The 26,079-nt window shown below is 48.6% G+C and carries 31 protein-coding genes; 3 read left to right on the top strand and 28 right to left on the bottom strand.

What is annotated here, in order from left to right:
• Window positions 1-79: 79 nt before the first annotated feature.
• From accA to BVJ53_RS05545, 24 genes are all read right to left on the bottom strand, one after another.
• Window positions 80-853, bottom strand: coding sequence for an acetyl-CoA carboxylase carboxyltransferase subunit alpha (gene accA, locus BVJ53_RS05660; protein WP_129301551.1), 774 nt, complete (start codon window positions 851-853; stop codon window positions 80-82).
• A 178-nt stretch (window positions 854-1,031) separates the two neighbouring features.
• Window positions 1,032-1,850, bottom strand: a complete 819-nt coding sequence (gene accD, locus BVJ53_RS05655) for an acetyl-CoA carboxylase, carboxyltransferase subunit beta (RefSeq protein ID WP_129301550.1) — start codon at window positions 1,848-1,850, stop codon at window positions 1,032-1,034.
• Window positions 1,832-3,214, bottom strand: a complete 1,383-nt coding sequence (locus tag BVJ53_RS05650; RefSeq protein WP_129301549.1) for an acetyl-CoA carboxylase biotin carboxylase subunit — start codon at window positions 3,212-3,214, stop codon at window positions 1,832-1,834. The genes accD and BVJ53_RS05650 overlap by 19 nt, the downstream gene beginning before the upstream one ends.
• 37 nt (window positions 3,215-3,251) lie before the next feature.
• A complete protein-coding gene (gene fabZ / locus BVJ53_RS05645) occupies window positions 3,252-3,692 on the bottom strand; it encodes a 3-hydroxyacyl-ACP dehydratase FabZ (protein ID WP_010491726.1) in 441 nt (146 codons plus the stop codon).
• A gap of 48 nt (window positions 3,693-3,740) precedes the next feature.
• Window positions 3,741-4,187 carry an acetyl-CoA carboxylase biotin carboxyl carrier protein gene (gene accB / locus BVJ53_RS05640; protein ID WP_129301548.1) on the bottom strand — a complete coding sequence of 149 codons (447 nt, stop codon included), beginning with the start codon at window positions 4,185-4,187 and terminating at the stop codon, window positions 3,741-3,743.
• A 5-nt stretch (window positions 4,188-4,192) separates the two neighbouring features.
• Entirely contained in the window at window positions 4,193-5,413 is a 1,221-nt protein-coding gene (gene fabF, locus BVJ53_RS05635) for a beta-ketoacyl-ACP synthase II (protein WP_167470168.1), read from the bottom strand.
• Between the two features lie 22 nt (window positions 5,414-5,435).
• Window positions 5,436-6,164, bottom strand: coding sequence for a 3-oxoacyl-ACP reductase family protein (locus BVJ53_RS05630; protein WP_129301546.1), 729 nt, complete (start codon window positions 6,162-6,164; stop codon window positions 5,436-5,438).
• On the bottom strand, window positions 6,161-7,084 hold the full coding sequence (locus BVJ53_RS05625; protein ID WP_129301545.1) for an ACP S-malonyltransferase: 924 nt from the start codon (window positions 7,082-7,084) through the stop codon (window positions 6,161-6,163). The genes BVJ53_RS05630 and BVJ53_RS05625 overlap by 4 nt, the downstream gene beginning before the upstream one ends.
• A 26-nt stretch (window positions 7,085-7,110) precedes the next feature.
• Window positions 7,111-8,100 carry a nitronate monooxygenase gene (locus tag BVJ53_RS05620; RefSeq protein WP_129301544.1) on the bottom strand — a complete coding sequence of 330 codons (990 nt, stop codon included), beginning with the start codon at window positions 8,098-8,100 and terminating at the stop codon, window positions 7,111-7,113.
• 23 nt (window positions 8,101-8,123) lie between these two features.
• The gene (locus tag BVJ53_RS05615; protein ID WP_129301543.1) at window positions 8,124-8,363 is read right to left on the bottom strand and encodes an acyl carrier protein; all 240 of its coding nucleotides are present in this window, start codon (window positions 8,361-8,363) and stop codon (window positions 8,124-8,126) included.
• Window positions 8,364-8,431: 68 nt separating this feature from the next.
• Window positions 8,432-9,391, bottom strand: a complete 960-nt coding sequence (locus BVJ53_RS05610) for a beta-ketoacyl-ACP synthase III (protein WP_129301542.1) — start codon at window positions 9,389-9,391, stop codon at window positions 8,432-8,434.
• Between the two features lie 15 nt (window positions 9,392-9,406).
• A complete protein-coding gene (locus tag BVJ53_RS05605) occupies window positions 9,407-9,859 on the bottom strand; it encodes a MarR family winged helix-turn-helix transcriptional regulator (protein WP_129301541.1) in 453 nt (150 codons plus the stop codon).
• 70 nt (window positions 9,860-9,929) lie between these two features.
• Window positions 9,930-10,367: a 3-hydroxyacyl-ACP dehydratase FabZ gene (gene fabZ, locus BVJ53_RS05600; protein WP_129301540.1), complete on the bottom strand. Its 438-nt coding sequence runs from the start codon at window positions 10,365-10,367 to the stop codon at window positions 9,930-9,932.
• Window positions 10,368-10,780: 413 nt separating this feature from the next.
• Window positions 10,781-11,749: an alpha/beta fold hydrolase gene (locus BVJ53_RS05595; protein WP_129301539.1), complete on the bottom strand. Its 969-nt coding sequence runs from the start codon at window positions 11,747-11,749 to the stop codon at window positions 10,781-10,783.
• Window positions 11,750-11,790: 41 nt separating this feature from the next.
• Window positions 11,791-12,987, bottom strand: a complete 1,197-nt coding sequence (locus BVJ53_RS05590; protein WP_129301538.1) for an iron-containing alcohol dehydrogenase — start codon at window positions 12,985-12,987, stop codon at window positions 11,791-11,793.
• A 93-nt stretch (window positions 12,988-13,080) separates the two neighbouring features.
• Window positions 13,081-13,446, bottom strand: a complete 366-nt coding sequence (locus BVJ53_RS05585) for a rhodanese-like domain-containing protein (protein WP_129301537.1) — start codon at window positions 13,444-13,446, stop codon at window positions 13,081-13,083.
• Between the two features lie 23 nt (window positions 13,447-13,469).
• Window positions 13,470-13,919 carry a MarR family winged helix-turn-helix transcriptional regulator gene (locus BVJ53_RS05580; protein ID WP_414467427.1) on the bottom strand — a complete coding sequence of 150 codons (450 nt, stop codon included), beginning with the start codon at window positions 13,917-13,919 and terminating at the stop codon, window positions 13,470-13,472.
• Between the two features lie 340 nt (window positions 13,920-14,259).
• The gene (locus BVJ53_RS15300; RefSeq protein WP_129301535.1) at window positions 14,260-14,451 is read right to left on the bottom strand and encodes a hypothetical protein; all 192 of its coding nucleotides are present in this window, start codon (window positions 14,449-14,451) and stop codon (window positions 14,260-14,262) included.
• Between the two features lie 120 nt (window positions 14,452-14,571).
• A complete protein-coding gene (locus tag BVJ53_RS05570; RefSeq protein ID WP_129301534.1) occupies window positions 14,572-14,985 on the bottom strand; it encodes a MarR family winged helix-turn-helix transcriptional regulator in 414 nt (137 codons plus the stop codon).
• Window positions 14,986-15,147: 162 nt separating this feature from the next.
• Complete coding sequence (locus BVJ53_RS05565; RefSeq protein WP_129301609.1) at window positions 15,148-15,909, bottom strand: zinc ribbon domain-containing protein; 762 nt, start codon at window positions 15,907-15,909, stop codon at window positions 15,148-15,150.
• A gap of 63 nt (window positions 15,910-15,972) precedes the next feature.
• Window positions 15,973-17,091, bottom strand: coding sequence for a zinc-ribbon domain-containing protein (locus tag BVJ53_RS05560; RefSeq protein ID WP_167470167.1), 1,119 nt, complete (start codon window positions 17,089-17,091; stop codon window positions 15,973-15,975).
• 323 nt (window positions 17,092-17,414) lie between these two features.
• Complete coding sequence (locus tag BVJ53_RS05555) at window positions 17,415-17,999, bottom strand: MarR family winged helix-turn-helix transcriptional regulator (RefSeq protein WP_129301532.1); 585 nt, start codon at window positions 17,997-17,999, stop codon at window positions 17,415-17,417.
• A 196-nt stretch (window positions 18,000-18,195) separates the two neighbouring features.
• Window positions 18,196-18,660: an NUDIX hydrolase gene (locus BVJ53_RS05550; RefSeq protein ID WP_129301531.1), complete on the bottom strand. Its 465-nt coding sequence runs from the start codon at window positions 18,658-18,660 to the stop codon at window positions 18,196-18,198.
• 168 nt (window positions 18,661-18,828) lie between these two features.
• On the bottom strand, window positions 18,829-19,518 hold the full coding sequence (locus BVJ53_RS05545; protein WP_129301530.1) for a 2,3-diphosphoglycerate-dependent phosphoglycerate mutase: 690 nt from the start codon (window positions 19,516-19,518) through the stop codon (window positions 18,829-18,831).
• Between the two features lie 156 nt (window positions 19,519-19,674).
• On the opposite strand from BVJ53_RS05545, the gene BVJ53_RS05540 reads away from it, so the two are divergent.
• Window positions 19,675-19,881, top strand: coding sequence for a hypothetical protein (locus BVJ53_RS05540; protein WP_129301529.1), 207 nt, complete (start codon window positions 19,675-19,677; stop codon window positions 19,879-19,881).
• Between the two features lie 259 nt (window positions 19,882-20,140).
• The gene (locus BVJ53_RS05535) at window positions 20,141-21,181 is read left to right on the top strand and encodes a zinc-ribbon domain-containing protein (RefSeq protein WP_129301528.1); all 1,041 of its coding nucleotides are present in this window, start codon (window positions 20,141-20,143) and stop codon (window positions 21,179-21,181) included.
• Window positions 21,182-21,246: 65 nt separating this feature from the next.
• Here the strand turns inward: BVJ53_RS05535 and BVJ53_RS05530 are convergent, their stop codons facing one another.
• The 3 genes from BVJ53_RS05530 to BVJ53_RS05520 all read right to left on the bottom strand — a co-directional run bounded on the left by BVJ53_RS05530 (window position 21,247) and on the right by BVJ53_RS05520 (window position 24,203).
• Window positions 21,247-22,344, bottom strand: a complete 1,098-nt coding sequence (locus BVJ53_RS05530; RefSeq protein WP_129301527.1) for a serine hydrolase domain-containing protein — start codon at window positions 22,342-22,344, stop codon at window positions 21,247-21,249.
• Complete coding sequence (locus BVJ53_RS05525) at window positions 22,334-23,410, bottom strand: AI-2E family transporter (protein WP_129301526.1); 1,077 nt, start codon at window positions 23,408-23,410, stop codon at window positions 22,334-22,336. The genes BVJ53_RS05530 and BVJ53_RS05525 overlap by 11 nt, the downstream gene beginning before the upstream one ends.
• 91 nt (window positions 23,411-23,501) lie before the next feature.
• On the bottom strand, window positions 23,502-24,203 hold the full coding sequence (locus BVJ53_RS05520) for a class A sortase (protein WP_129301525.1): 702 nt from the start codon (window positions 24,201-24,203) through the stop codon (window positions 23,502-23,504).
• 234 nt (window positions 24,204-24,437) lie between these two features.
• Here BVJ53_RS05520 and BVJ53_RS05515 point away from each other — a divergent pair, with 234 nt between their 5' ends.
• Window positions 24,438-24,848, top strand: a complete 411-nt coding sequence (locus tag BVJ53_RS05515) for a GtrA family protein (protein WP_129301524.1) — start codon at window positions 24,438-24,440, stop codon at window positions 24,846-24,848.
• An 88-nt stretch (window positions 24,849-24,936) separates the two neighbouring features.
• On the opposite strand, the gene BVJ53_RS05510 is transcribed toward BVJ53_RS05515, so the two are convergent.
• Complete coding sequence (locus BVJ53_RS05510) at window positions 24,937-25,878, bottom strand: diacylglycerol/lipid kinase family protein (RefSeq protein WP_129301523.1); 942 nt, start codon at window positions 25,876-25,878, stop codon at window positions 24,937-24,939.
• Window positions 25,879-26,079: the final 201 nt, after the last annotated feature.

The following is a 26,079-nucleotide window of genomic DNA, read 5'->3' as shown; positions in this document are numbered from 1 at the left end:
AGTTACAAAAGTAATTATAAAACTTTTCAACCAAAGAAAAAACACCGCCGTAAAAATGGACGGTGTGGTGCCGTTTTCATTAGAATTGCCGGAACCGCGCCTGACGTTTGGCAACCAAACGCTCAGGATCCATGGCCGTCAGTTCAGCCAATTTGGGTTTCACCGCAGCTTTGAGAGCGGCCGGAAAATCCGCACCGGTGTCGGGAATGATCCGGTCACAGACCCCTTTTGCCAACAGATTCTGCGGTGTCAACTGCATCACTTCCGCTGCTTCTTTCGCGCGACTGGCATCTTTCCACAAAATCGCGGCAAAGCCTTCCGGTGACAAAATGCTGTACATACTTTTATCCGTCATCCAGACTTCATCACCAAATGCGAGTGCCAGCGCCCCACCTGAGCCGCCTTCACCCACTAAAATCGCCAAAATCGGCGTCGGTAAATCAGCACAAGTCACAAGTAAGTCCGCAATCGCCGCTCCTTGACCATTCGCTTCGGCTTCTTTGCCTGGATATGCGCCTGGCGTATTGATCAACGTAACAATTGGCCGATGAAATTTAGCCGCCTGCTTCATGAGCCGCAACGCTTTGCGATATCCCCACGGCTCAGGACTGCCAAAATGGGTCTGCAACCGTTCCGTCAAATCATTGCCTTTGTCGGTCGCAATCACGGTGACAGCCTGCTGATCCAGCCAGCCAATACCGCCGATCACCGCCGGATCATCATGGCTCACACGGTCGCCATGAAGTTCGTGAAAATTGGCAACTAGCCCGTTAATAAGCTCACGCGTTTGATACGGGCGCGGTGCTCGGGCGGCCTGAACGGTTGCATAAGCTGATGTTTCTTTCTCTGGCATGCGGAAAAAAACCTCCTTGTTTCAGTTGGTGCTTAGGTGAATGGGATGAAAATGGTTTTACATTGAGGCAAAAACGCGTTCACTGGCGCAGGAGCCTGCGTGTAAGGACCTTGGTCGCAATGGCAAAGACTGCCATCACGCCAAGGCCACTTATACTCCGCCTCCTAAGCGCGCCAGTTCACGCTCTCTCGTGCATGGCTAAAAGATCACTAATATAAGCTTCCTGTTCGCTCCGTTTGACAATAGCGTCGATGAAGCCGCTTTGCAGCAAGGTTTCGGCGCGTTGGAAGTTTTGGGGAAGTTTTTGGTTGATGGTTTGTTCGATGACACGACGGCCAGCGAAACCGATCAAGCTGTGGGGTTCAGCCAAGGTAATGTCGCCTTGCATGGCAAAGCTGGCGGTCACACCGCCCATAGTTGGGTCAGTGAGGACGCTGATGTAAAGTAGGCCGGCATTACTGTGGTTTTTAACCGCGGCACTGACCTTAGCCATCTGCATCAGTGAGTGAATCCCTTCCTGCATCCGCGCACCGCCGCTTGCGCAATAGAGGACAACTGGCAAGCTAGCTTCTGTAGCTTTTTCAAATAAGCGAGTTAACCGTTCGCCAGTCACGGTCCCCAGCGAGCCCATCATAAACTTAGGGTCCATAATACCGAGTGCACACACATGGCCGCCAATGTTGGCCTGGCCAGTCCAGACACTATCCTTTAAGCCGGTCGCTTGCCGTCCCGCTGCGAGCTTCTTGTCGTAGCCGGGAAAATCAAGCGGATCGGTTGTCACCAGATCAGCGTCCCATTCAGTTGTCTTGGTTGCTACCAGCGCTAACCGCTTCTTGGCCGTGATGCGAAAGCCGTAGTGGCAAAGCGGACAAACTTGGGCATCGCCTAAACTTTCCCGATAGCTGCCTTGCTTACAATATGGGCATTGGATCCAAAGGTTTTCGGGCAAGGCCGCTTCACGAGCAAGCGCTTCTTGGGTCAGTTGTGGTTGGAACATGCAGCATCCTTCCTTTCATCCTGCCATTGAGGCAAAAAGTCACGGTTAAGATAAGCGGTATCGGCTTTACCGGCCAATACAACGGGTGTCTGGAAAAGTGCCAGCGCAAAGTCACGATTAGTTTTAACGCCTTGAACATCCAATTCGGTCAAGGCGCGGTGCATTTTTGCCAATGCTTCTTGGCGGGTTTGCCCATGGACGATGATCTTAGCAATCATTGCATCGTAGTATGGGCTGATTTTATCGCCAGGCGCCACACCAGTATCCACTCGCAAGCCTAAACCGCCAGTCGGGAACCGCAATTGATTCAGCGTACCGACATCCGGCATGAATTGATGGTCGGGATCTTCAGCGTTAAGCCGGCATTCAATTGCAACACCAGATGGCTCCGGTGTCGTCAACTCAACGTCTTCGCCAGCAGCAATCTGTAACTGTGCACGAACCAAATCGACACCAGTCACCATTTCGGTAATTGGATGTTCGACTTGAATCCGCGTGTTCATTTCCATGAAATAAAAATGATGTTGCTTGTCCATCAAGAATTCAATGGTGCCGGCGTTAAGATAGTCAACGCCATTAGCAATGGTTTCTGCCAGATGCAATAACTTGGCTCGCTCAGCAGATGTTAACACCGGGCACGGGCTTTCTTCGATCATTTTTTGACTGTGCCGTTGTAAACTGCAATCACGTTCCGGGAACACGCTCACATGACCTTGCTGATCGCGCAACACTTGCACTTCGACGTGTTTCGCCGGCACGATCACCTTTTCCAGATACATGGTCGGGTCGCCGAACGCAGCCTGAGCTTCTGCCTGGGCACCGGCAAATTCGGCAGTCAGCGCATCGTCATCGGTTAACTTGCGGATCCCTTTACCGCCGCCACCAGCACTGGCTTTAAGCATCAGCGGGTATCCGATTGCCTGAGCCGCTGCCAACGCCGTATCGACATCCTGCAACGGACGGCTCCCGGGAATCACTGGCACACCAAGATCGATCATGGTTTGCCGGGCGACCGCTTTATCACCCATTTGCTCAATCGCGGTTGGCTTAGGACCGATAAAAGCCAGGCCGGCATCGGTCACCAACTTGGCAAACTCGGCATTTTCGGATAAGAAACCGAAACCCGGATGCACAGCTTCAGCCCCGCTTAAAATGGCGGCGCTGACAACATTGCGCATATTCAGGTAAGAGTCAGTTGCCCGTGGACCGCCAATGCAAATCGCTTCATCTGCCAACGAGACATGTAGGCTGTGGCGATCGGCATTCGAAAATACCGCCACCGAGGTGATCCCCATTTCCCGCAAGGTTTGGATGATGCGAACCGCAATCTCGCCACGGTTGGCAACGAGTACTTTTTTGAACACAGTTCCACTTCCTTACACGAGTCTGAATCCGGCAATGTTAGCCAATGGCAAAAACGAGTTCGGCACTGCAGGCCATGTCTTCGCCAACGTATACTTTGCCTTTTCCTAAGCCAGCATGGTCAATCAGTTTTTCCAAGGTGACCTCGATACGCAAAACATCGCCCGGGCGAACCATGTGGCGGAACTTGGCCTTTTTAATGCCGCCAAGATACGCGGTTTTGCCTTTAAAGTCTGGCATCGACAATAAGGCAATTGCCCCGGCCTGCGCCATCGCTTCAATTTGCAAAACGCCAGGGAAAATCGGGTTGCCTGGAAAATGGCCTTGAAAAATCTGTTCGTTGATGGAAACATTCTTTTGGGCCACAACTGATTCGCCAGGTTTAAGGTCTAACACCCGGTCGATCATGAGCATCGGATAGCGATGCGGTAAAATTTGTTGGATTTCTTGTGCTTCAAGTGTTTTCTTGGTTTCGAGCATGGAATCAAATTCCTCCTTAAAACGCGACTGTTAGGTTAGTGGTACTTGTCAGGCTTTTTCATCCACCGTAAACAGTAACTGATCGTATTCGACCAAGCTCTCGTTGTCGACTTCAACAGCTTTGAGTGTGCCGGTCACGGTGCTTTTGATTTCGTTCATCATTTTCATCGACTCGATGATGCAGACGACTTGGCCTTTTTTGACGTGGTCGCCGACTTTGACATACGGAGCAGCGCCTGGTTTGGGTGCCAGGTAAACGATGCCAACTAGTGGTGCCTTGATGGCTGTGCCAGCAGGTTCTTCCGGCTTGGCTGCTGGTGCAGGACTGACCGGTGTGACTGGCACAGTGTTGGCAGGTGAAGCAGCTGGTGCCGCCGGGGCAACCGGACTTGCTTTGACCAGATGCAAGGAATCTTCGCCGAGCGTCAGTTCCAGCTCATGTAGTGAACTTTGCTCCAACTGTTTGATCAGAACTTCGATCATTTTGGTGTCCATGACACTCACCACCTTTTGAATGCCAAGACCGCATTGTGGCCGCCAAAGCCAAAGGAATTGCTCAAGGCATAATCAACCTTGGTGTCACGATTGTCTTGGTTGACTAAGGTGACCGGGCAATCCTCATCTTGCGCCGCGTCCACGACGTTCATCGGTAGCCGACCGTCCTGCAACGCACTCAAAGTCATAATCGCTTCAATCGCGCCGGCTGCGCCTAACAGATGACCGGTCAATGCTTTCGTGGAGCTGACCAGTACGTTGTCACCAAAAAGATCATGAATTGCTTTGCTTTCCATGGCATCATTGGCTTTGGTAGCCGTCCCGTGCGCATTGATGTAGCCTACCTCACTAGGCTTAATGCCGGCTTCTTCGACAGCCAGCTGCATCGCGCGGGCGGCTTGGGTACCACTTGGATCAGGTGCCGTCATGTGATAGGCATCACTAGTTGCACCGTAACCCACCACTTCACCTAAAATCTTGGCGCCGCGTTGCTGGGCATGATCGAGGCTTTCAAGAATCAACGTACCGCCGCCTTCGCCAAGCACAAAACCGTTACGATCGGCTGCAAATGGCAAACTTGCTTGATTTGGATCTGTCGTTTTGGACAAAGCAGACAGCGCCGCAAATCCAGCAATCCCAATTTCGTTGACCGACGCTTCAGCCCCACCGGTAATCACAACATCGGCTTTACCAGCCTGAATCCGCATTGCCGCTTCGCCAATGGCATTTGTGGCAGAGGCACAGGCTGTGACCACCACATAACTAGGACCATGGGCACCAAAATATTGGGAAATGGTTCCGGCAACCATGTTACTGATGGCTTCAGGCACAAACAGTGGACTAACCCGATCTGGGCCTTTCACATACATCTTCGTCACTTGTTCCTGAATGGTTGTCAAACCACCAATGCCCGAGCCAAAAATAACTGCCATACGATCGGCGTCAACAGCATCTTTGGTTAGCCCTGATTGCTCGTAAGCTTCAATGGCGCTGTAAAGACCATATTGCGTAAACAGATCCAATCGCTTGCTGAGACGCTTTTGCATGCGCGCTTCAGGCTTGAAATCTTTGACTTCACCAGCGACCGTGATTCCGGTTTTCTCGGCATCAAATTTGGTAATAGGTTGAATCCCGACTTTGCCAGCGTCCATCGTCGCTACGGTTTCAGCGACTGAATGGCCCAGTGGATTCACAGTACCCATTCCGGTTACGACTACTCGTTGCAATGTCATTCCTCCGTTCATATCCTTAACCTAATCCGCCGGCGACTGTCAAAGTCTGTCCGGTTATGTAGGCATTTTCGACCAGAAAGCGGGCCGTTTGCGCAATTTCTTCGGGTTGACCGAAGCGTTTCAACGGGATTTCCGCTAAAATCTGATCCCGACTGGATTGGCTCAATGCTGCTGTCATATCCGTGGCGATCATCCCCGGCGCAATCGCATTCACGCGCACGCCGCGCATCGCCCCTTCACGTGCCAGCGTCTTAGTCAAGCCAATAATGCCGGCCTTGCTGGCAGCGTAATTGGCCTGACCAATGTTACCAGTCAAGCCTACAACACTGGCAAGGTTAATGATGACCCCGGCACGAGCCTTCATCATTTTCTTGAAGGCAGGTTGGGTCACATAAAAAGTGCCATCTAAGTTAACTTGGACGACCTTGGCAAAAGTGGCCGGTTTCATCCGCATCGCCAACATATCGTCATTGATACCGGCATTATTGACCAAAATATCTACACTGCCGAATTGATTTAGGGCCGTAGCTACTAACTGTTCGCCGGTTGTCGGATCATCGACACTACCTAAAACGGTGACGACCCCATGGCCAAAGCCTTCTAACTCTTTGATTAGCGTTTCTGGAAATTCATGACGCGCATTCAGCACCAAATTGGCACCTGCCTGTGCAAAATTTCTGGCAATTGCTTCACCGATGCCACGTGAGGCACCTGTGATGATCGCGGTTTTATCAGTTAATTTCAATCTGCTTTCACTCCGTTATTCAAATCGGCGACCTCATTGAGGCTTGCTACATCGCTAATCAAATGGGTCGTCATCTTACGGTCAATCCGCTTGATCATTTTGCTAAGCACCGGTTTAGGCCCTAACTCAACGATCGTATCAACGCCTTCAGCCTTCAGTTGCGCAATAACCGCCGCAAATTTGGTTGGTTCAGCAACCTGGGCTGCGAGCACGGCACGCATATTGCGAGCCGTAAACGGCTTAAGCGCGGTCGTACTGATCACTGGAATCACCGGTTCAAACACATTGGCCTGGTTCAATGCTGCCTGCAATTGCGGTTGGGCGCTTGCCATCAAAGGGCTGTGGAACCCGCCAGCCACATGCAGCGGAATAGCGCGGACGCCTTGTGCTTTTAGCCATTTTTCGACCACTGCCAAGGCATCATGGGTGCCAGCCAGAACCATTTGCTTGGGACCGTTGTAATTAGCCGGCCAAACATCGGATGCCTGTTTGCATGCTTCCTGAATGAGCGCCTGATCACCGCTCATGACTGCCAACATACCGCCGGGACGATTCTGACAAGCTGCCGCCATCGCTTTACCGCGCGCCGCGACTAATTTAAGCCCATCTTCCAAACTAAGACCACCACCAGCAATCAGGGCACTGTACTCACCCAGACTCAATCCGGCCAGAGCCGTTTCTGGTGGCAATTCCGCCGAAGCTACTTCGTGCATCGCCACGCTATAGGCCACCAACGCCGGCTGCAAATTATCCGGATGCGCGGCAAAGTCGCCATTGGCCAAAAACTCAGGCAAGTCAAAGTCCAAAACGGCGTCGGCACGGTCAATAATCTCTTTGAATATCAAAGTATTCTGGTAAAAATCGATCCCCATTCCGGGGACTTCGGCACCTTGGCCGTTAAACACATAAGCAAATTGCAACAGATAGGACCCTCCTTGTCATGTGTTTACTGACGTGGAAATGCATCCGCAGTCGTACTTGTGAGAAGGTCAGCCATTTTTGAGCCAGCCAAAATCTCTTTTGCCTGCTGCATGACTTCTTCAACAATGTCCTGGCTGCTTTCTTCGCGCTTGACCAAACCGGAAATCTGACCGGCCATGAATGAACCATGGTCACGATCGCCTTCCAAAACGGCTTTACGCAAACTGCCGTTACCTAGTTCTTCAACAGCGGTAAAGTCAGTCGTACCGGACAAGGCAATTTTCTTTTCCAGCTTCAAGTAATTCCGACTCATCGGGTTTTTCAACACGCGGGCTGCATGACCGACATACATGCCGGTAACGAGCGTATCCACGTCTTTCGCCTTAATCACAGCATTCTTATAGTTTTGGTGAATCCGACTTGAAGTTGATGTCAGGAAGCGGGTGCCCATTTGAACGCCAATCGCACCCAGACTGAGTGCTGCGGCAACACCGCGACCATCACCAATCCCACCAGCCGCAACAACCGGAATATCAACGGCATCAACGACTTGCGGTACCAAGGCCATGGTCGTGATACTGCCAATGTGACCGCCAGATTCCATACCTTCAGCAATCACACCATCCACGCCATCACGCGCCATGCGTTTGGCCATGGCAACAGACGGCACGACCGGCATCACAACGGTACCATTTTGCTGGAGCCGTTCCAGATAACGGCTAGGATCACCGGCGCCCGTGGTTACTAAGGCAACCTTGGCATCAACAATAACATCAATAACCTGTTCGACAAAAGGCGATAACAGCATCACATTCACACCGAATGCCTTGTCTGTCATTGATTTTGCAACTTCGATCTGTTCCTTAACCCACGAAGCAGGGGCATGACCGGAGCCAATGATACCAAGACCACCGGCTTCAGAAACCGACGCAGCTAATTTACCGTCAGCAACCCATGCCATGCCGCCTTGAAAAAGCGGATACTTAACGCCTAAGCGTTCCATTAATGGACTCATTGGCCCACTCCTCTCCAGTTGTCTTAAGCTTCGGTCTTTTCAGTGATGAAGTTTACCAAATCAGCAACCGTTTCAATGCTTTCATCGGTTTCGATTTTAACGTCGAATTCATCTTCAATTTCGTTAATGATTTCGAAAATGTCCAGGCTATCTGCATCCAGATCATTCTTGAAGTTGGTGGTCAAAGTAACATCTTCAGCTTTTTTGTCCAATTGGTCCGCAATGATGTTTTGTACCTTAGGCAATACTTCTTCGTTAGTCATGTTAAAATGTTCTCCTTTAAATTAAGTGATTTGACCGTTTTTTCGGTCAGTCTACAGGGAAATGCGAATTAATACGTCATAATCAGCGAGCCGACTGATAAGCCACCGCCAAAACCGCTAAGGACCAACTTCTGTCCGCGTTTCAGGCGACCGCTTTCAGCTAAGTGTGCCAACAGAATCGGCACACTGGCCGCGCTGGTGTTGCCATACTCATCAATGTTGATGGGGAACTTGTCAGCGGTAACTTTCAGCTTTTTGTTCACTGATTGAACAATGCGCGCGTTTGCTTGGTGAAGCAGGAACCAATCAATATCATTCGTGGTCAGCGCTGCCTGATCCAACGCTCGCTGAATCGACCGTGGGACTTCACTGATAGCAAATTGGTAAACCGCGCGACCGTTCATTTTGAAATAGGCGGAAGGTTCTTCAGCAGCATCCGCAAACGGACTTTGATTGCCTTGAGCACCGGCTGACAAAACCATCTCGGTGTCGCCGAAGCTTTTTAGATCGACTGCTTGAACCGGCGCGCCTTGATCACTGATCAAAACGCCGCCAGCACCATCAGCGAATAACACAGCTGTGCGTCGATCGTGCCAATCAACCAGTCGGGAGAGCACTTCGCTTCCGATGACCAAGCCTTGATGAACCGTGGGGCTGGTCATCAGTCGATCGGCAACGTGCAAGGCGTATTCAAAACCGGCGCAGGCAACGTTAAGATTAAATGCAAATGCATGGTCCGCATTCAAAGCTGCTTGCAGGCGATTCCCCTCGGCCGGGGTTGCATAGTCCGGGCTCATGGTTGCCACGATGATGAAATCAAGCTGGTCGGCAGTGGTTTCCGCCTTGGTCAAAAGTTGCCGGGCGACATCATATGATAAATCAAAGTTAGATTGATCGGTGACCACGTGGCGGGTTTTAATCCCCGTACGTTCTCTAATCCAGCTATCTGATGTGTCCATGAATTGACGTAACTGCTCATTTTCAACACGCGTGGCGGGTACCGAATAAGCACTGGCCAGAATCTCCAAGACGGGGCCTTCTTTCTAATGATGACGATATTCATCAATAAACTCATTGAGATTATCCAGCGCGCGCTCGATTAACTCGATTTGCGGTTCGGTAAATCCCTTAACAAAACTTGCCACCATTTTCTGGTGAAAGGCAAGGTGAGCGCGATACATTAAACGCCCTTTGCGGCTGAGTCGCAGGTTCACGACTCGTTTGTCCGACTCAAGATGCAGTCGCTCGACATACCCTTTGCGTGCCAGATTGTTAATCGCCACGCTTAAGGTACCCTGCGTCACATGCAGCTTTTTGGCCACATCACTTGAGCTAGGTGTCGCATGAATACCAATCGCATCAATGGTGTGCATTTCTTTAATACCTAAATCCCGAAACTGACTTTTACGCAGTTCCTCTTCTTCCATTCGTAGGATATCTGAATAAACGCGAATGAGTTTATCATTAATCCGCTTGACGCTTGGCTTTTGGGACATTGGTGTGCCTCCATGTACAACTGATTTGATATTCAAAGTATCAGTTGAAAAGAAAAGCCTGTCAAGTGAACTAAGCATTTGCTTCTACCACAAAATGCAATTCTGCGTGGCAGACGAGCTCATCACCGATACTGGCGGTCGTTGTGACTACCCCCATGTTTGCCCGTACTTTGACCATTTTGACTGCCAGCGTTAAAACACTGCCAGTCGGGACAGGCTTTAGGAATTCAGTTTTGCCGATACTTGCCAAATAAGCGGTTTTACCGGCAAATTTTGGTGATTTCAAAATCAGGATTGATGCCGTTTGGGCCAGCGTCTCAATAATCAACGTCGGCGGCATAATAAGCTCACCCGGCAGATAAGCAACCAGATGATCCTCTGCCACACTGACATATTTCTCCGCGACAATGGATTCATCCGGTACTAACTCGGTGACCCGATCGATATAAAACAAAGGATAACGATTTGGAATCAGTGTCTGTATGGTTGAGGTATCCAAAGTTGTCATAGCCTCGCCTCCTTTAACCACGATCGCAATTGAGCACTTGCAGAAAAAATCATCTCGTCGCAAGACAAAAATTCTGCTTGAATCAGGCACTCACTTGCTTTCGCTCTTTTATCCAACCAAATTAATTGGATGCTCAAAGCATATGCAGAACTGTTTTGATTGTCAAACCTTTTCCGGCTATATTCTTTTGTGAGAATATAGGCACAAGCGAATGAAGGCGGTCCCAGATAACTTTGTTGTGGGATTTAAGGCATGCCATAAACTGTGAACGGATACAAAAAATAATTTTTGAAAACTTGAGTTTTTGCGACCTGCTTTTCTGACCAAAATAAAAAACGCGATGACCGTTGCAAGACATCCGATCACCGCTAAAATTATAATTTTTTTGTTAGAATGCGGGCGGTGTTGATCAATTACCGACGTTTAAGTGCGGTGCGTAAACGACTATCCTTTAATTTCAAGCGGACAATGGTGCCCACTTTTTCCGGATCGTCAATCCACGGTTCGTGGCCCGCGCCATTAATGGTCACCAATTCGCCGTGCTGTACCACCGCGGCAATTTCCTGACCCAACTCCGGTCTTGCAAGCGCGTCATTCGTGCCCCAAATAAGGGTGGTGGGCACGGAAAGTTGCCGTAGTTGGCCTTCACCGAGACTATTATGGTTTTTCTCTGAATTCATGCTGCGCAAAAGGGACAAAGTCGACACCGCGTAATTCGGTAAATGGTCAAAAGCATAGACACACTCAGCAAAACTTTGCGGTAATTTGCTCACGGCCACTGGATCAGTGCCCATGCGGTGAAGCGGTCCCCATGCGCGCTTGGCAGATTTTGGGATCTGGCGCTTCATAAACCATGGACCCAAGCCTGGCATCATCGCCATCTTCAGCATACTAGGCGTTTTGGTCATTAACATTCGTCCCGGATTACCTAAAAGAATCAGCTGATCAACTCGTTTTGGATGGGCTAATGCAAACCAGGTTGCCCAATGTGCACCCATGGAATGCGCAATAATCGGCGCCGACTTCAGATCAAGCTTGTCCATGATTTGGTCAATTAAATCGACTGCAAACTGGTGCACGTCCACCTGTTCATGGTCAAATCCGTCGCTTAAGCCGCCACCTGGTCGCGCCAGCACAAACAGGTGATAACCGGCAAGTTGTGGTAAAAGCGGCGCAAACAGGTAGGGATCGCCCGTATTGCCGGGAATGATAAGGACAGGGTCCCCATGGCCGAATTCAAGCACCCTGACCCGCAAATCATCTGGCGGCAATTTGAACCAGCGCACCTTGGGTTTCAGGTTGAAATCCGACCAGAGCTGATTCTCGGCGTTACGCGCTGCTTGAAAAGCGACTGAATCATGTTCAAGAATCGGTTGCGTCACAAACTTTCCCCCTTAAATTATTCGAATCACGCACCATGAACTTACGCAGTTAAGCCATCGGTCATTGATGCCTGATAAATCGCCTTGACGTCTTCTTCCGATAATGGAACATAAGCCCGCGTCTCGAGCCCAGCGTTGGCCACTGCAGCTGTCGCCATCGCATCAAAGTGGCGTTCATCGGCAATACCGACTTCCGGCAGTGTCATCGGAAAACCTAATGCCTTAATCCAATCAAACGTCTCATCAATCGCCGCTTGGGCAACCGCATAAGTTTCGTCACCTTCAAGATCCCAGACATGGCGGCCAAAACGGGCAAACATTTCGGCTGTGGTTGAATCCTTAGTCAAGGCATACTCCATCCACCGCGGCGTTAAAATGCCCAGACCCACACCATGGGTAATGTCATAATAAGCCGACAGTTCGTGCTCAAGACTGTGAACGGTCCAACCATTTTCATTAGCAACGCTCATCACGCCGTTAAGCGCCATCGTCGCACTCCACATCAAATTAGCGCGCGCATCGAAGTTATCTGGCTCTTTAACCGCAATCGGCGCCCACTTAATCACCGTTCGCATGAGCCCTTCCATCATGCCTTTGCTAGCGTCATTATTTTTGGAGCGATCAAAATACTGTTCAAGCAAATGGCTGAAAATATCCATCGAACCGGCCGCAGTTTGACGACGTGGAACCGTATAAGTCAGCGTCGGATCAAGAAACGAAACCGCTGGGGTATTCGGTCCATTGGTGCCCAGCTTTTCGTGAGTTTCCGGATTGGAAATGACCGAACCGCTATTCATTTCACTGCCAGTTGCCGCCAAGGTCAAAATGTCCACCACCGGCAACTGTGGCAACTTGTGCCTGGTTACACCGCGATCTTTGACCAAGTCCCATGGATCACCGTCATAAAACTTGGCACTGGCGATGACTTTTGCCGCGTCAATTACCGAGCCACCGCCAACGGCAAGCACCACTTCGACATCGTTGTCTTTAACCAATTTCTGACCTTCACGAATCGAAGCAATTTTAGGATTGGGTTCAATTCCCGGCAATTCAGTAAGTTGCAAATCAGCCAGCAGGCCTTTTACCGTATCGTAAAGTCCGGATTTTTTGATCGAATGCCCGCCATAAACAAAGAGAACCCGCGAACCAAAGTGGCTCACAGCATCGTGCAGTTCAACGTCAAGCCGCCCTGTCCCAAAACGTATATCAGTGGGATTCTTAAACCGAAAGTTCTTCACAGTGCCATCTCCATTTCTTTCACCTGTTATCAATATAATTGTACCTTTATTGCGATTGAAATAGAAATACTGCGATGCTTTAGGATTTAGCTTTTACTGAACTGGTTCAACAGGTAAGTTCATACCGCGCCATCCTTCTAGAGCGCCCGCCAGTTCAAATGCTTTAAAGCCATGTGTCAGCAAAATAAGTAAGGCTTGCTTGCCTAAAGTCGTGCCGCCTGTCCAATCGTAAACAACATAGGTTTTATCATGGTCGAGCTGGTCAAGATGCCCTGCAAGATCTTTAGCAGGCATGGCCAGTGCCCCTTTAATTTGAACCTTTTTTGCCTGAGCAGGTGCATTTCGAACATCCAAAATTTCGTAAGTATCGTCTCCTGCTTTCAAGGCTTTAAGCACGGTGAAATGGTCGATATAAAGACTTAGGTATGTTTTTAGTAAATCAATTTTGGCTTGTTCCACGAGTATGAGCCCCTTTCTGTTTGTTATTGCGCATCTGGCAATAACTTATCCAATAAGTGATTGAGTTGAACCTGCTCATCATGAGTCAAATGTCGGAATAGGTGATTGACAGCTTGATAATTCACTGGCAAAAACCGATCAAGCAATTCCGCACCTGCATGTGTCATCTGTATGAGCGTTGCGCGTTTGTCTGCGGCTGTTGATGTTTTCTCCACCAAACCGCTTTTGACCATTCCTCCGACGAGTTTGCTGGTCGTAGCCTTTGTAGCCCCAAGTTTGGTTGCTAACGTTGTAATCCCCAACGCCTGTGGCTGATTGTGATAAAGAAACATTAATATCAGAAATCGCGACTCAGACAAGCCGAAGCGTTCCAAAACCCGTTGATAGTCAGCAGCGACTGCTCGAAAACAGGCACGAAAATTCAAAAAAGTCAAAACCGACTGCGTGTCAACATCGGGATAAGCTTTGCGCATAAGCTCAAGACGATGTGTATCCGGTCGATCAGTAAAATCAAACGCCAAAGTCACTCCCCCTTAAATTAGTTAGCTAGCTAACAACATGATTGTCTTCTTCTATTCTCAGCTTGTCAAGCATCAGGAAAAGTCGGGTGCTTGTTATGACATTTATTGATGCATGGACCTGTTCACACTCAGCATAACGCGTTTACCGGCGCAGGATTCTGCATGTAAGTGCCTTGGCCTAGCCTTGGCCATCATGCTCAAGGCCACTTACACCCTGGCTCCTAACCGCGTCGGTTCTCGCTCACGAAAAAAAGCCCGACCAAAAAGCCGGACTCACAGCTAAAAGCTGATCTTAATGACTGACCTTGACGGCATAAACTACACGTATCGGTGTTGACCGAACACGTAATAGGCGGGCTGCTTCCTGGTTGCCGCGGGCAGCGCGAACGCATAGTATTCTGCGCGCCTGCTTGGCAACTAATAGGGTCGGAAAGTCTTTAGGAAATAGTAATTCAAATAACGCTTCATTCGACGCGCCAACCAATGATAAGGGACACCTTTCTACTTGCTGAATTTGTGCATAGTGTAGCATGTTTCTTCGCAAGCGCCAAGGGGGTATTTGATTTTTTTGTTATTTATCTAATTTTTAAAAATTGGCCACGATTTACTGTAAGGCAACCAAAAGCCGCCGCAAAGTATCCGTCAGTGCTGTGGGATCCTGAACATTCGTTGCAAAAGCTTTTTCCAACACTTGGAAAAGTTCGTGAACTTCTGCAGCTGCGGCTTTGCCTGACTCAGTTAAAAAAAGTTGTCGTTCACGATCACTGTGTGGCGCCATGCGCTTTTCCAGCAAGCCTTGTTGGATCAGCCGTTTCACCAAGTTGGACACGCTGGCCGGCCCGCGGCTCAAGTCGACACTGATTTGGCGTTGATTCGTGCCAGGATGGGCGGCGACAAAGGTCAATACCTTGGCTTGATCACTATTTAAGTCTAAATCGCTCAGGTGCTGGTTTAAAAAGTACTTCTGTAACTTGGCCAACTGATAAATTAAGCCGGAAATATTCGATTCGGTTTGCATACAGGCCCTCCATGTCTATTACCATACCCTTTTTTGCTTTAAATGCAATAGTTTCATTGGCGACCTTTTTGCTGACTTTTCATTCAATTTAAAATCTGACTTATTTCAAAATAACAAAAAGGCACTTCACAAACGGACCTTGCGAAATCTCCGTTTTGAAAACTAATCATCGTCTTGAATCAGTTCCCACTTACCAGAATCGTCGTCGTATTTGCTCATCTGATCATGAATTTCGTCATAACGGTATTTGTTATGCAACTTACCATCATCTTTGTCGTAAACATCAACTTCTTTCATGTTGGTTGCGGGTGACGTTACTTCCACGCGATAGTCATCAAGGTCGAAGTCATCGAGATTCGCAGCCATTTCAGCAACTTGGCGATTGCTCAAATCACTGCCGCCCGTCATCGTGGTGCTTTCGTGGCTCTCCGCTGCTGCCGATTCGCTAGCATTGGCAAGCGATTCGCTGGCTGCTTCTTGCGAGGCTGCAAGTGAACTTGATGCTGCCGCCTGCGAAGTTGATGCAGACGCTGAGGCAAATGAGGCTGACGAAGCATTCGCAGCAGACACGCTGGCTGAACTGGCAGCCGCCTCTTGCGATTGCTGACTTTGATTTTGGAAAAATAGCACCGCGATGACCACCACAACAGCTGCAGCCAGAACCAAGCTAACTATCAGCCACGGGCGCCGGGGTCCATTTGGCGCACCGCCATTATTGCGCCGCCGTCGGGTGTTCGGCGGCATAACACCTTGCCCTGTTGGCTGTTGTGTTGGGCCGACCGAAGATGCATTGGCATTGCCTGATCCATTTTCTGCATCCGTTCCCTGATGTTGCGCCCGGTACTGCGCAAGATTAAACCCGCATTGATGACAAAATATTTCGTCGGCACTGACTTGCGCGCCGCAATTTGGACAAAACGCCATGACAACTCTCCCCTTTTTCATCGATCGTTCTGGTGCTGCGAACATGCTTTGCCGTCCTTAGCATCAATCGCGCGGCAGTAACCGCGCCGTCACAAACATCACCAAAGCGGCCCCAATGCCGATGGAATAGCCGATACCAGGATTCAGTAATCCTTGAATCTGATTACTGCCGCTGCTCATCAACGGCGCATAAGCAAAATATAGTGATGCGTAGCCAAGTAATCCCAACATGCCGCTGAAACGCATCATACCGCGTGAACGGAAGAATCCGAACAGCAACCCTAACGCTGGACCAAACCCTGCTAATATCAAGGCAAGATATGGCAGATTGGCTTTGGCCGAGCTTAGGGTACCATTTGCTGCTGCGGTTTCTGCTAAAGTATTTGCGCTTCGGACTAGATCATACAAGGTGCCGCCAACCGCGGTTGTTCCAACGCCGGTAGCACCAAATGGCCAGGTATAAGCGGCAATTAAAGCCACAAACGCAGCCAATAAATAAACGATCCAGATGAGACCGCCACGCCGCCGCGGTCTGCTGGCCATTTTCGTCCACCAATGTTGCGGTCCGTTGTCGGTCATCCCTCGCGGCCACGGTGAGCCCGCCGTTTGCCCACCTGTCATCGTGGCATAACTCGGACCTTGGCCAACCGCTCCAGATTGAGGCATCGTCCAAATGTCCTCGTCATCCGGAGACTCAGCATTGAACTTACTTTGATAAGGCGCCACAATTCGACGATTAGCCACAACATAAACGGCAACGATACTGATAACCGCCAGCAACCACCCAAGCCAAACGGAAAAGCTGAAAACACAAAAAAGGATCAAGGCGCCAATCAAGGTATACACGATATGCGTGGCCAGCCAGTCAAGAAAATGCTGGAAGCTGTCATCCGTCAATACGAGACTTTTCTTAAGGTCTGATGTTTTCCCTTGTTGACGCCGCAACCGTCCTGTTGCTTCCGGTTGAGACTCACGCACCGCATCGCCTGCTGCCTCTTGCATCCTCGAGCGACCACGCTGCACTTGTTGCCTTGTCGGGCTGCTTTGCGTTTGCTGCGTCGCTGATTGAGCAGCCAAACGCGCATCAAACTGCACCAAATCCATACCACAATTCGGGCAAAACTTCACTCCAGCCGGTATCTTAAAGCCGCAATTCGGACAGTACCGCATTGTTTCAGCCAAATCGGTGACCTCCATTCTAAAGTGCTTAGATCCATCTTGCCTGCTTCTGGCAAAATAGTAAAGTTTCTGTCCAAACTTTATATTAGAATTATCATGCAGTTGTTATTTGCCATGACTCATGGTTCACCATTTGATATTAGAAATGTATGACAAGGCCACAGACAAAAGTCACCCATTTTATGTGTTGATAAGATGGGTGACTTGTCGGGTATTGGTAATTTGGTAGGATCTTGAATCTATTAGCCAAATTTAACGATAAGCTTTTTACCAAGCGCATGGGCGAGAGACTGAAGCTTCTCAGTTAACTATGGCGATGGCTGAATCTAAAACCGCCGCTCAAAGCCCCGCGGACCGCCACCACCAAAGCTGCCGGGATAGCCGCGGCGAGGGCCGTGATGACCGTGGTGGAACCGCTCCGCCCAAATCCGCATATCATCAAACTGTCTACCTTCTGGCCAGCTTAGATCGTCACGGTTAGCAAGGTCTTCCGTCAGCTTATTGATGAGTTTTAATAATTCAGCCTGTTCGTCTTCGGATAAGCCGCTGAAAATCTGGTCAGGCAAATCGGTTCTAAGCTTCCCAGTTGTTTCAATAAACTTACGCCCTTCGTCAGTAAGGCCGATCAGCTGAACCCGCTTGTCGGTTTCTGATTCGTGACGACTGATCAGATCCAATTCCTCTAGCTTCTGTACTAAAGCTGAAACCGAGCTGGGACGAATATCCAGTGCCTCAACCAAATCCGAGTTTCTCAGCTCACCTTGCTTGTCCAGCAGCCGCAATAATCGTAATTGATTGGGCTGCCGCTGGCGATCACCAAAACGTACGCTGCTGGCAACTGCCCCCATAAAAGGTCGCTTCTGAATTAACTGGCCAAATGCTTTTAATAATGCTTCGGATGTTTGTGTCATGTCACACCTGCTCCTTTGATGGTTGAATTTTCCATAGTTAGCTTTTAAAAAATAAAACTAACCAATTAAATAATAGGCCGTTCGTTAGTTCTTGTCAATCAAAACTAACAAACAATCTACCGCCCACAAAAAAGGAGCCAAGACACCATCCTCAGCTCGCTTTCTCTATAACAGAGTGTCAATCAAGACCATATTATTATTCAGCCTGTGTTTTCAAGTAATCGCGGACGCAATCGATCATATCGCGCGTTTGCTGGCTAAACAACGGCGGTAATGCATCCAAATCAAAATATCGTAATGCCAAAGTTTCCTTGGGATCGGCATCTTCCAAGCTTCCACCAATCGGATTGACCAGATAAAACCGACAGACAATCTGTGCCTGATCGCCATTCGGATAAGTCGTAAACCCGCGATCAAAGGTATGCAAGACCTTGATCGGCTCAACCAACAAACCGGAGTCTTCCTTCATTTCGCGGTTCAGGGTCTCAAGAAACGACTCGCCATATTCCATCATACCGCCGGGGACACTCCAATTGCCGGCGTCAGTCCGCTGCTGTAACAATAATTGGCCCTGATCGTTAACAACCGCACCAGCCACTGCATTGAGAAAAATGGGCATATGCCCGACCTTGCTGCGAATCTCTTTAATATAGTTTGCCACTTAGCTGCCTCATTTCTTGGTTTCATCACGCTTAATTATTTATTAGAACCAGCTAGCGCGCAAGTTGATGCTGGATTGTTTGCTCAAATTTAATTCTAACAAACGAAAAAAAACGGACACAGCTCAAGCAATTACGCCTGGCTATGTCCGTTTCTTTTCAAACGATCATTAATCTAACTTGGTCTTGCTGTTAACGTTCAACTTTTCATCAAAGTCATAAACAACCGGTTCGCCAGTTGCCATTTCCAAGTTCATGATGTCGGCATCGGAAATATTTTCGATGTACTTGGTCAAAGCGCGCAAAGAGTTACCATGCGCCGCAATGACAACGTTCTTGCCATCCAACAGATCCGGTGCGATATGGTCTTCCCAGAATGGAATCACCCGTTCCAGCGTGACTTTCAGGTTTTCGCCACCAGGAATGATCCGCGGATCAAGGTCGGCATAACGACGATCCTTAGCAGCAGAGCCTTCGTCAGTTGCCTTCAACAGTGGTGGCAAAACGTCATACGAACGACGCCAGATGTGAACTTGTTCGGCACCATATTTATCAGCCGTTTCTTTCTTGTTCAAACCTTGTAATGCGCCATAGTGACGTTCGTTCAAACGCCAGGTCTTCATTTCCGGAATCCACAATTGGCCGGATTCTTCCAAGACGTAGTGCAGGGTCTTGATCGCACGGGTTAAAACTGAGGTGTAAGCCTGATCGAATTCAAGGCCGGCCTGTTTGACCAATTGCCCAGCATGTTTTGCTTCTTCGACACCTTTTTCACTCAGATCGACATCCACCCAGCCGGTGAATTGGTTGGACAGGTTCCATTCACTTTGCCCGTGACGGATCAATACTAATTTCGCCATATCAGAGAATACCTCGCTTTTATGATTTGACAGTCTTCTGTCTGTTTACAAAATCTCATGTTACACCATTTTCAGTAAGTTCGCACCCGCTTTCTCTGGTATATTGGAAACATAAGCAAAAAGAAAAAGATTCTGCTACATGATTTGGAGGTTTTCTTGAAAAAGATTTGGTTAACGATTGCTGGCTTCTGGCTGATCAGCGTGATTTATTTTTTGGTCTATATAAGCACCGCTGCTTTGCAAACGGCTGTGAATGCGAATAGCTTCTTGTCCTTGGTACACGGCGTCATGGATTTGATTTTACTCGGCACCACATTTGCCTTGGTTGCCGGTGGTCTATATCGACTCTTCCATCGAAGGTAATTTTTGCTGAGTGCTTAAGGCATTCACCGATTGATTTGGTATGATTAAGTGATCGCCGTTTTATAACTGGAAATTTAATTTAATGCGTGAGCCGGGCCGGGAGATGGCTTGTTCATCTTAACGCGTTCGCCGGCGCAGAAGCCTGCGTGTAAGGGCCTTGGTCGCAATGGCCTAAGCCCGGGTCATTGCGACCAAGGCCACTTACACTCCGGCTTCTAACCACGCCGGTTCACGCTCACTTTATTTTGGAGGTAATTATATGTTCAAAATATGTCCTAATTGCGGCGCCCATAATCTGGCAACCGCCAACTTCTGCGTCAAATGTGGTACCAATCTGGCTGACGTGGCGGTGACACAAGAACGGACCGACACACTATCTCATGCGACGACAACTGAAACGCCGGCAACAAGTTCAGTCAGTCAATCTGCCGCGCCGCTTTCAACTGCGAAAGCGGCCGCGAATGAAGAAACGGCAAGGCCAAATTCAACGACAGCAACACAAAGCACTGCTGCCAATCCCTCTCAAGCACCACAGAAGCCGACAACATCAAAGGCAACCGCACCCAGCAACTCAAATACAAACGCTGGCACCGACAACAGTCAAACAGTTACCTCGGCGCCAGTAGAGCCAAATCAGCCTAATCCAACGGTTAAGGCAGGTAAACAATATGCTGGCAGTTATTGGCGCTATCTGGTTGACAGCATCAAACACCCGGCGCACATTGACCGGTCGTATCACCCTTATTTTGGCCTCACCAGCTTGGCCATTACCATTATCAGTCTGGCCTTGACAATCGCACTACGGGTTAGCAGTACGCTATCGTCACTTCCGGGTGGCGTTGCCAGCATCGTTTTAGGCACTTTCATCAAACTGTTTGTCATGGTTGCCATTCTTGCAGTTGCCATTATTGCGGTTTATTATCTGGCGATTCGCGGCATTCTGGGCGATCGGCGGCGCAATTTTCTCGAGTTTATAACCGACTATGCATTTCACGCTAACTGGATGGTGTTCTTCTCGCTTTTCACGCTGCTAATGCAGATCGTGGGTCTTATCAACTTTGGATCGGCCATGCTGCTTACCTTGCTTGTTACGTTAAGTCTCGGACTCTTTCTCTTGGCCGGACCTTATATGCTTTTCACCGCGCAACCCACGAATCAGTTTGATAAAATCTACGCATACTTAATTGCCAGCGCGCTGCTCTTCTTGGTCTTTATGGTAGTCGGCATGCTCGGACTGTCTAGCATCATTAGTAGTCTTTACCAAGGCATCAACGATATTGGCCGCTCTTTCAACTATTAATCATTTCTTTTAACGGCGTAAAAAAGACGGCACTCGATTTTCTAGCGTCGTCTTCTTTTGTCGGGCTACCGAACCAACGCCTCCAGGTTCTCGGCTAATGTCACGGTATCGGTGGTCATAGTGTGATTACCGAACAACACAACACCACTCGTTGCATTGGCGCGGAAATAAGCTAACGTGCTGAAGCTTTCCGGATTATCGTTGTACATCCCTTGCAGTAACCGCTGATCATCGAGCCAAGCCACCCCGCTGGCATACCGATTACCATCGGCATAGTTGGCGGTGATCAGCTCGCGGTAAACTTTGAGTGGGATAATTTTCCCGGTTTCAGCAGCAATGATGACTTTCGCCAAGTCGGTGACACTCATGTATTCACTGCCACTGCCAAGTAAACTCGACAAGAGTTCCGGGCTAAGATCATCTGGCTGGTAGTGGTGGTCATCTACGGTGAGATAGCCTTGCGCCACCGGCATTTTCGTGGATAACTCATCAAAATTGCGAGTATGTTGAAGATCCAACGGCGTCAGAATCGTCTGCTTCAACACTGCAGCAAAGCTCTTGCCAGTCACTTTTCGAATAATGCCAGCTAATAAGGCGTAATTGGCGTTCGTATAAAAAAAGTCATGCTCGCCAGTTGAGCCCAACTGCTGCAGATTCCAATCCAGGGCTTTCGACTCAGATGTCAACACGTTGTCGGGCGTTATTTCATCCATTTGAATTCCGGAACGATGATCAAGCAGCTGTCTAATCGTAATGTCCTTGCTGTGGGCAATTGTTGGATAAAACTTTGCAAGCTTGGTTGTCAATTTCAGCTGATGGTTTGCGATTAAATGGCCAATCAATAAAGCTGTTAGATATTTTTCAACTGACGCCAGAGGAAACATGGTATCGCCATTGTTTGCCAACTTGTGAGCATGGTTGGCTTCACCAACGCCACCGGTATACACAATCCGTCTCTGCTTAATTAACGCCACACTGCCCGTAAAATCAGTCTCACGAATTAAGCGGCGGACACTTTTACCTAACGCCGCCTTTGGAACCGGATGGGTCGTAACTTTAATAGCGTCGCGCTGCTCATGAATCCATGCCATCGTCAACCCGCCTGCAGCAAACACAGCCAGAATTAGTATGCCTATGATTAACCAACGCTTTTTATGCGTCATGATCGCGGTGCTCCCTTGGCTGCGGTATGCTTGCGTAGGTCGAGGAGTCAGTTTTGGTTCCAGCAATCTGTTTAACCCCTAACACATCAAGGAAGAATGTGAAAATGGGAATGCCAACAATTAACCCCCACGTACCAAAGAGGCGTTCTGCAACCAGTAAGACAACAAACGTAAAGAATATTGGCAGCTGTGTTCGGCTGCTCATAAACTTAGGGTTCAAAACGTAAGCCTCCAGCACGTGTATCACGGCAATCATGATCAAAATGATGATAACATCCTGCCATCCGCCCACAGTATACCCGACAATCGTCAACGGAATAAGTGAAATAATGACCCCGGCAACAGGTACCAGCGACAACAAAAACACCATAATCGCTAAACTAGGAACATTTGGCATTCTCATGAATAGCAGCGTGATAGTTGTAATGACCGTATTGACAAACGCAATAAAAATTTGCGCTTCCATCACAACGCCAAATGTATTGATAAATTTCATGGCAAAATAGCGCAAATCTTTAAAATACCAACCAAACGGCGAATCCAAGAAGAGGTTACCGAATTCAGAAAGCCTGTCCAATTCAATTGTAAAGAAGAAACTCAAAATAAATGACAGGATTAGCGTCAGCCCCATCGCACCAATATTACCCGCATACTCTAGCACTGTTGACAAACCACTTTTAAGCTGTTCGGCTAGATTCAAGCTCTTGGTGCTTTGCAAAACCCATTGCATGATTTGATTGTTGGCAAACGCATCACTGTTATAAAAATTTTGAACTGAATTGAAGAGCGTGATGGTTTGCCGGACAATGGCGGGCACATAATGCACGGCCGCATAAACCAATCCTAAAAGAACCAATACGTAAACCGGCACTACAATCAGAAATGGCCGCACATGCCAGTGACGTTGGGTAGCACGAATCAAGCGGCTGACTAAGAAGGCAAAAATAAATGTCAGCAAAATATCGCTCATGATACTGCGCGCAAACCATAAGACTAGGAAGACAGAGAATAGGACAATCGTACGACGAACTGGCACGTTGTTAATAAATTTTTCGTAAGCTGACATAATTACCCCCACATTGACATCATTGACTCATTAGACTTTAGCCTGCCGCAAAAAGAAAAAAAGTGCAAGCCTTCGCCCGCACTTGTTTAAATTATAAAAAAATTTTCAAATTCTGACGATTGGCTCGTTTCACCGACTGCAATTCGCCTTGAACAATAATCCGATCAACTTCGCCTTCTGTTGGCGAGGCACACGTGACTAACGTGATCAGCTTTTTGCCGGCCACATCGTCAATCCATTGCACTTGGGTTTCATTGACAATCTGCTTGGTTGTCACTTTATAAGTGTAGATCTTTTTCATGTTGGTAATAGCGACTGTATCGCCTTTTTTAACGTTTTTTAATGGTGAGAAAAGGATCCCCTGATTGGTCATATAGTGGCCAGCCAACGCATAATTGCCTTCGCCCATCTTCTGATCGGCCTTCATCGTCCCGGCGCCGGCACTCAGATTGTCATTGGAAAGGCCTTTGAGGATCGGTAACTTTAAGTTGACACTAGGGATGGCAATTTTGCCGATGGGATGCAAATTACGCGTGATCGCCGCATTACCGACCGTATTGATGTCCAGCGCCTTGACACCTTTAAAGTCAAACGTCGCGCGTTTCTTTTCGTTTTTAGCAATCGTGTCGCGATCAATATGCGCCATCGTGCTCTGACTTAAACGTTCAACCACAAATAACTTAATCGGTTCATTGAAGACCAACGCTAAGCCAAGAAGGATACCGAGTGTGAAAATCGTCCGCCAAAGCCAGCGATGCTTGCGTGGCGGTTGTTGCTTATTAGATCTTGTCATCGTCATCCTCCTTGTGAAAAGGATACCCTGAAATTTGCCGAGATTCAAGCATATTTACAGCACAAAAATAACGCTAGGTACTGCTTATTGATTGTAAGTCAAACTGTCACAAAAGTGCAAATTCCTTGATCATTCGCCAGCTGACGCACCATTGTCTTGCATGGTATACTGTGACGAGTTGCCATTATTTTGGCCGGCACGCGTGCTAAGCCTAATATTAGAGGAGCGTCCCCTTTGAAAACCCTGATTCAACTTTACCGCCGCTATGAAATGATGATTAACTACTTATTTATTGGCGGCCTCACGACCCTTATCAATTTTGTCACGTTTTTCGTGATGCGCTACTTTGGCATCGGCTTGGTAATAACCAATACCACCGCGAATATCGTGAGTGTTATCTTTGCGTTTTTTGCCAATAAGAGTGTCGTCTTCCACAGCGATTATTCAAGCAAGAAAAAGTTTTTGTTCGAACTAACCAGCTTCCTGATTCTTCGCGGCGTGTCACTGCTACTGGACAATTCCATCATGATTGTCGGCGTTGATTGGCTGCATGGTAATGAAATTCTGGTCAAAATTCTCGATCAGGTTATCATCGTGTTGGCTAATTATCTGTTCTCAAAATTAATTTTCGTGCGCAAGCGTTAACCAGCTGGCAAGACCACGCCAACAACGCCTAAGAAAATCACAAATCTCCATCAACAGTCTGGAACACTGGCTGTCGATGGAGACTTTTTTACTTAATCATTGGCAATAGAAACATTTGCGTCGTCTGCCGCAGGGTAACCGCGATTGGCGTCGTGTACTCCTCACCATCCATTTGAATCGGCACCGTGGCCTCTGTAACAAAATCAAATTGATCGGCCTCAAGATGGTGGATGGCACGATGAACCGATCGGCCGCTTAAAATGGCAACCGCGACTTGAAGCAGGGTGCCAAGCTTTTCGCGGCGAACCTGAACGAGTGATAACCGCTGGCGCTGATCCATCGCGTCCGGAAATAGCCGAATACCGCCGCCGAGAAACGGATGGTTGGTAAAAACATTCAAATAGGCGTTAGCGGCATGCGCTTCAGGGTGTCCAGCGGCTTGCCACGTTGCCGCGAAGCCTTTTTGCACCCGCAAAGCTTTTAAAATACTGGCGCCATAAGCAAATTGGCCCAACTTGAGGGCATTTAGCGTTCCTTTGTGCAACGAATGATTGGTTTGGTAAACAATCTGGGCGTCCATGCCAATTCCAAAATTATTGATGAAATACTGGGTTCCGTATTTGGCAGAAGTCGCGACCCCGATCCGCACTGGCCGAGGCATGGCGGTAACCAGTGCCGTCGCGGCCTTTTTCGGATCCAAGGGTATTTGCTGTGCACGTGCAAAATCATCGCCCGTGCCCGTCGGAACATAGCCAACGGCCACTTCTGAATGACCGTGGCGTTGTAACCCATTCACAACATCATGCAATGTGCCATCGCCTCCGATGACAATCAGTTGCAGTTCGTCAAGATGATCTTGATAGGCTCTTAGCAATCCTTCAGTCACAACCCGCGCATCACCCGGCTCGCGAGTTCGGTTCACCCGCAACGGCGCAAAGTGCGACTTAAGCAACGTCAACAATGCCGGCAAATCCTTCTCCCACCGCGCATTACCCGCGTTTGGATTCATAATAATTTCAGCAGAAAACATCCTGTTAGACCTTCCTGTCATTTAAGTCACGAGACGATTCATACCATAGACGAATTGTCCGGTTAAGTCACATGATACCATTTTCGGGCTTGACAACCATTGATTGTGCTTTGGCGTTGACGTTTAAAGCCTGCGACTGCTCCGCTTTGGCACTAACAGTATCAACTTGTTTCGAGCAAACTAAAAACGAGCGCATGATAT

This window comes from Lacticaseibacillus chiayiensis (genome assembly GCF_004123795.1).
GTDB lineage: Bacteria > Bacillota > Bacilli > Lactobacillales > Lactobacillaceae > Lacticaseibacillus > Lacticaseibacillus chiayiensis.
Note: the sequence above shows the minus strand (reverse complement) of the source record. Positions and strands in the feature narration are given on the sequence as shown.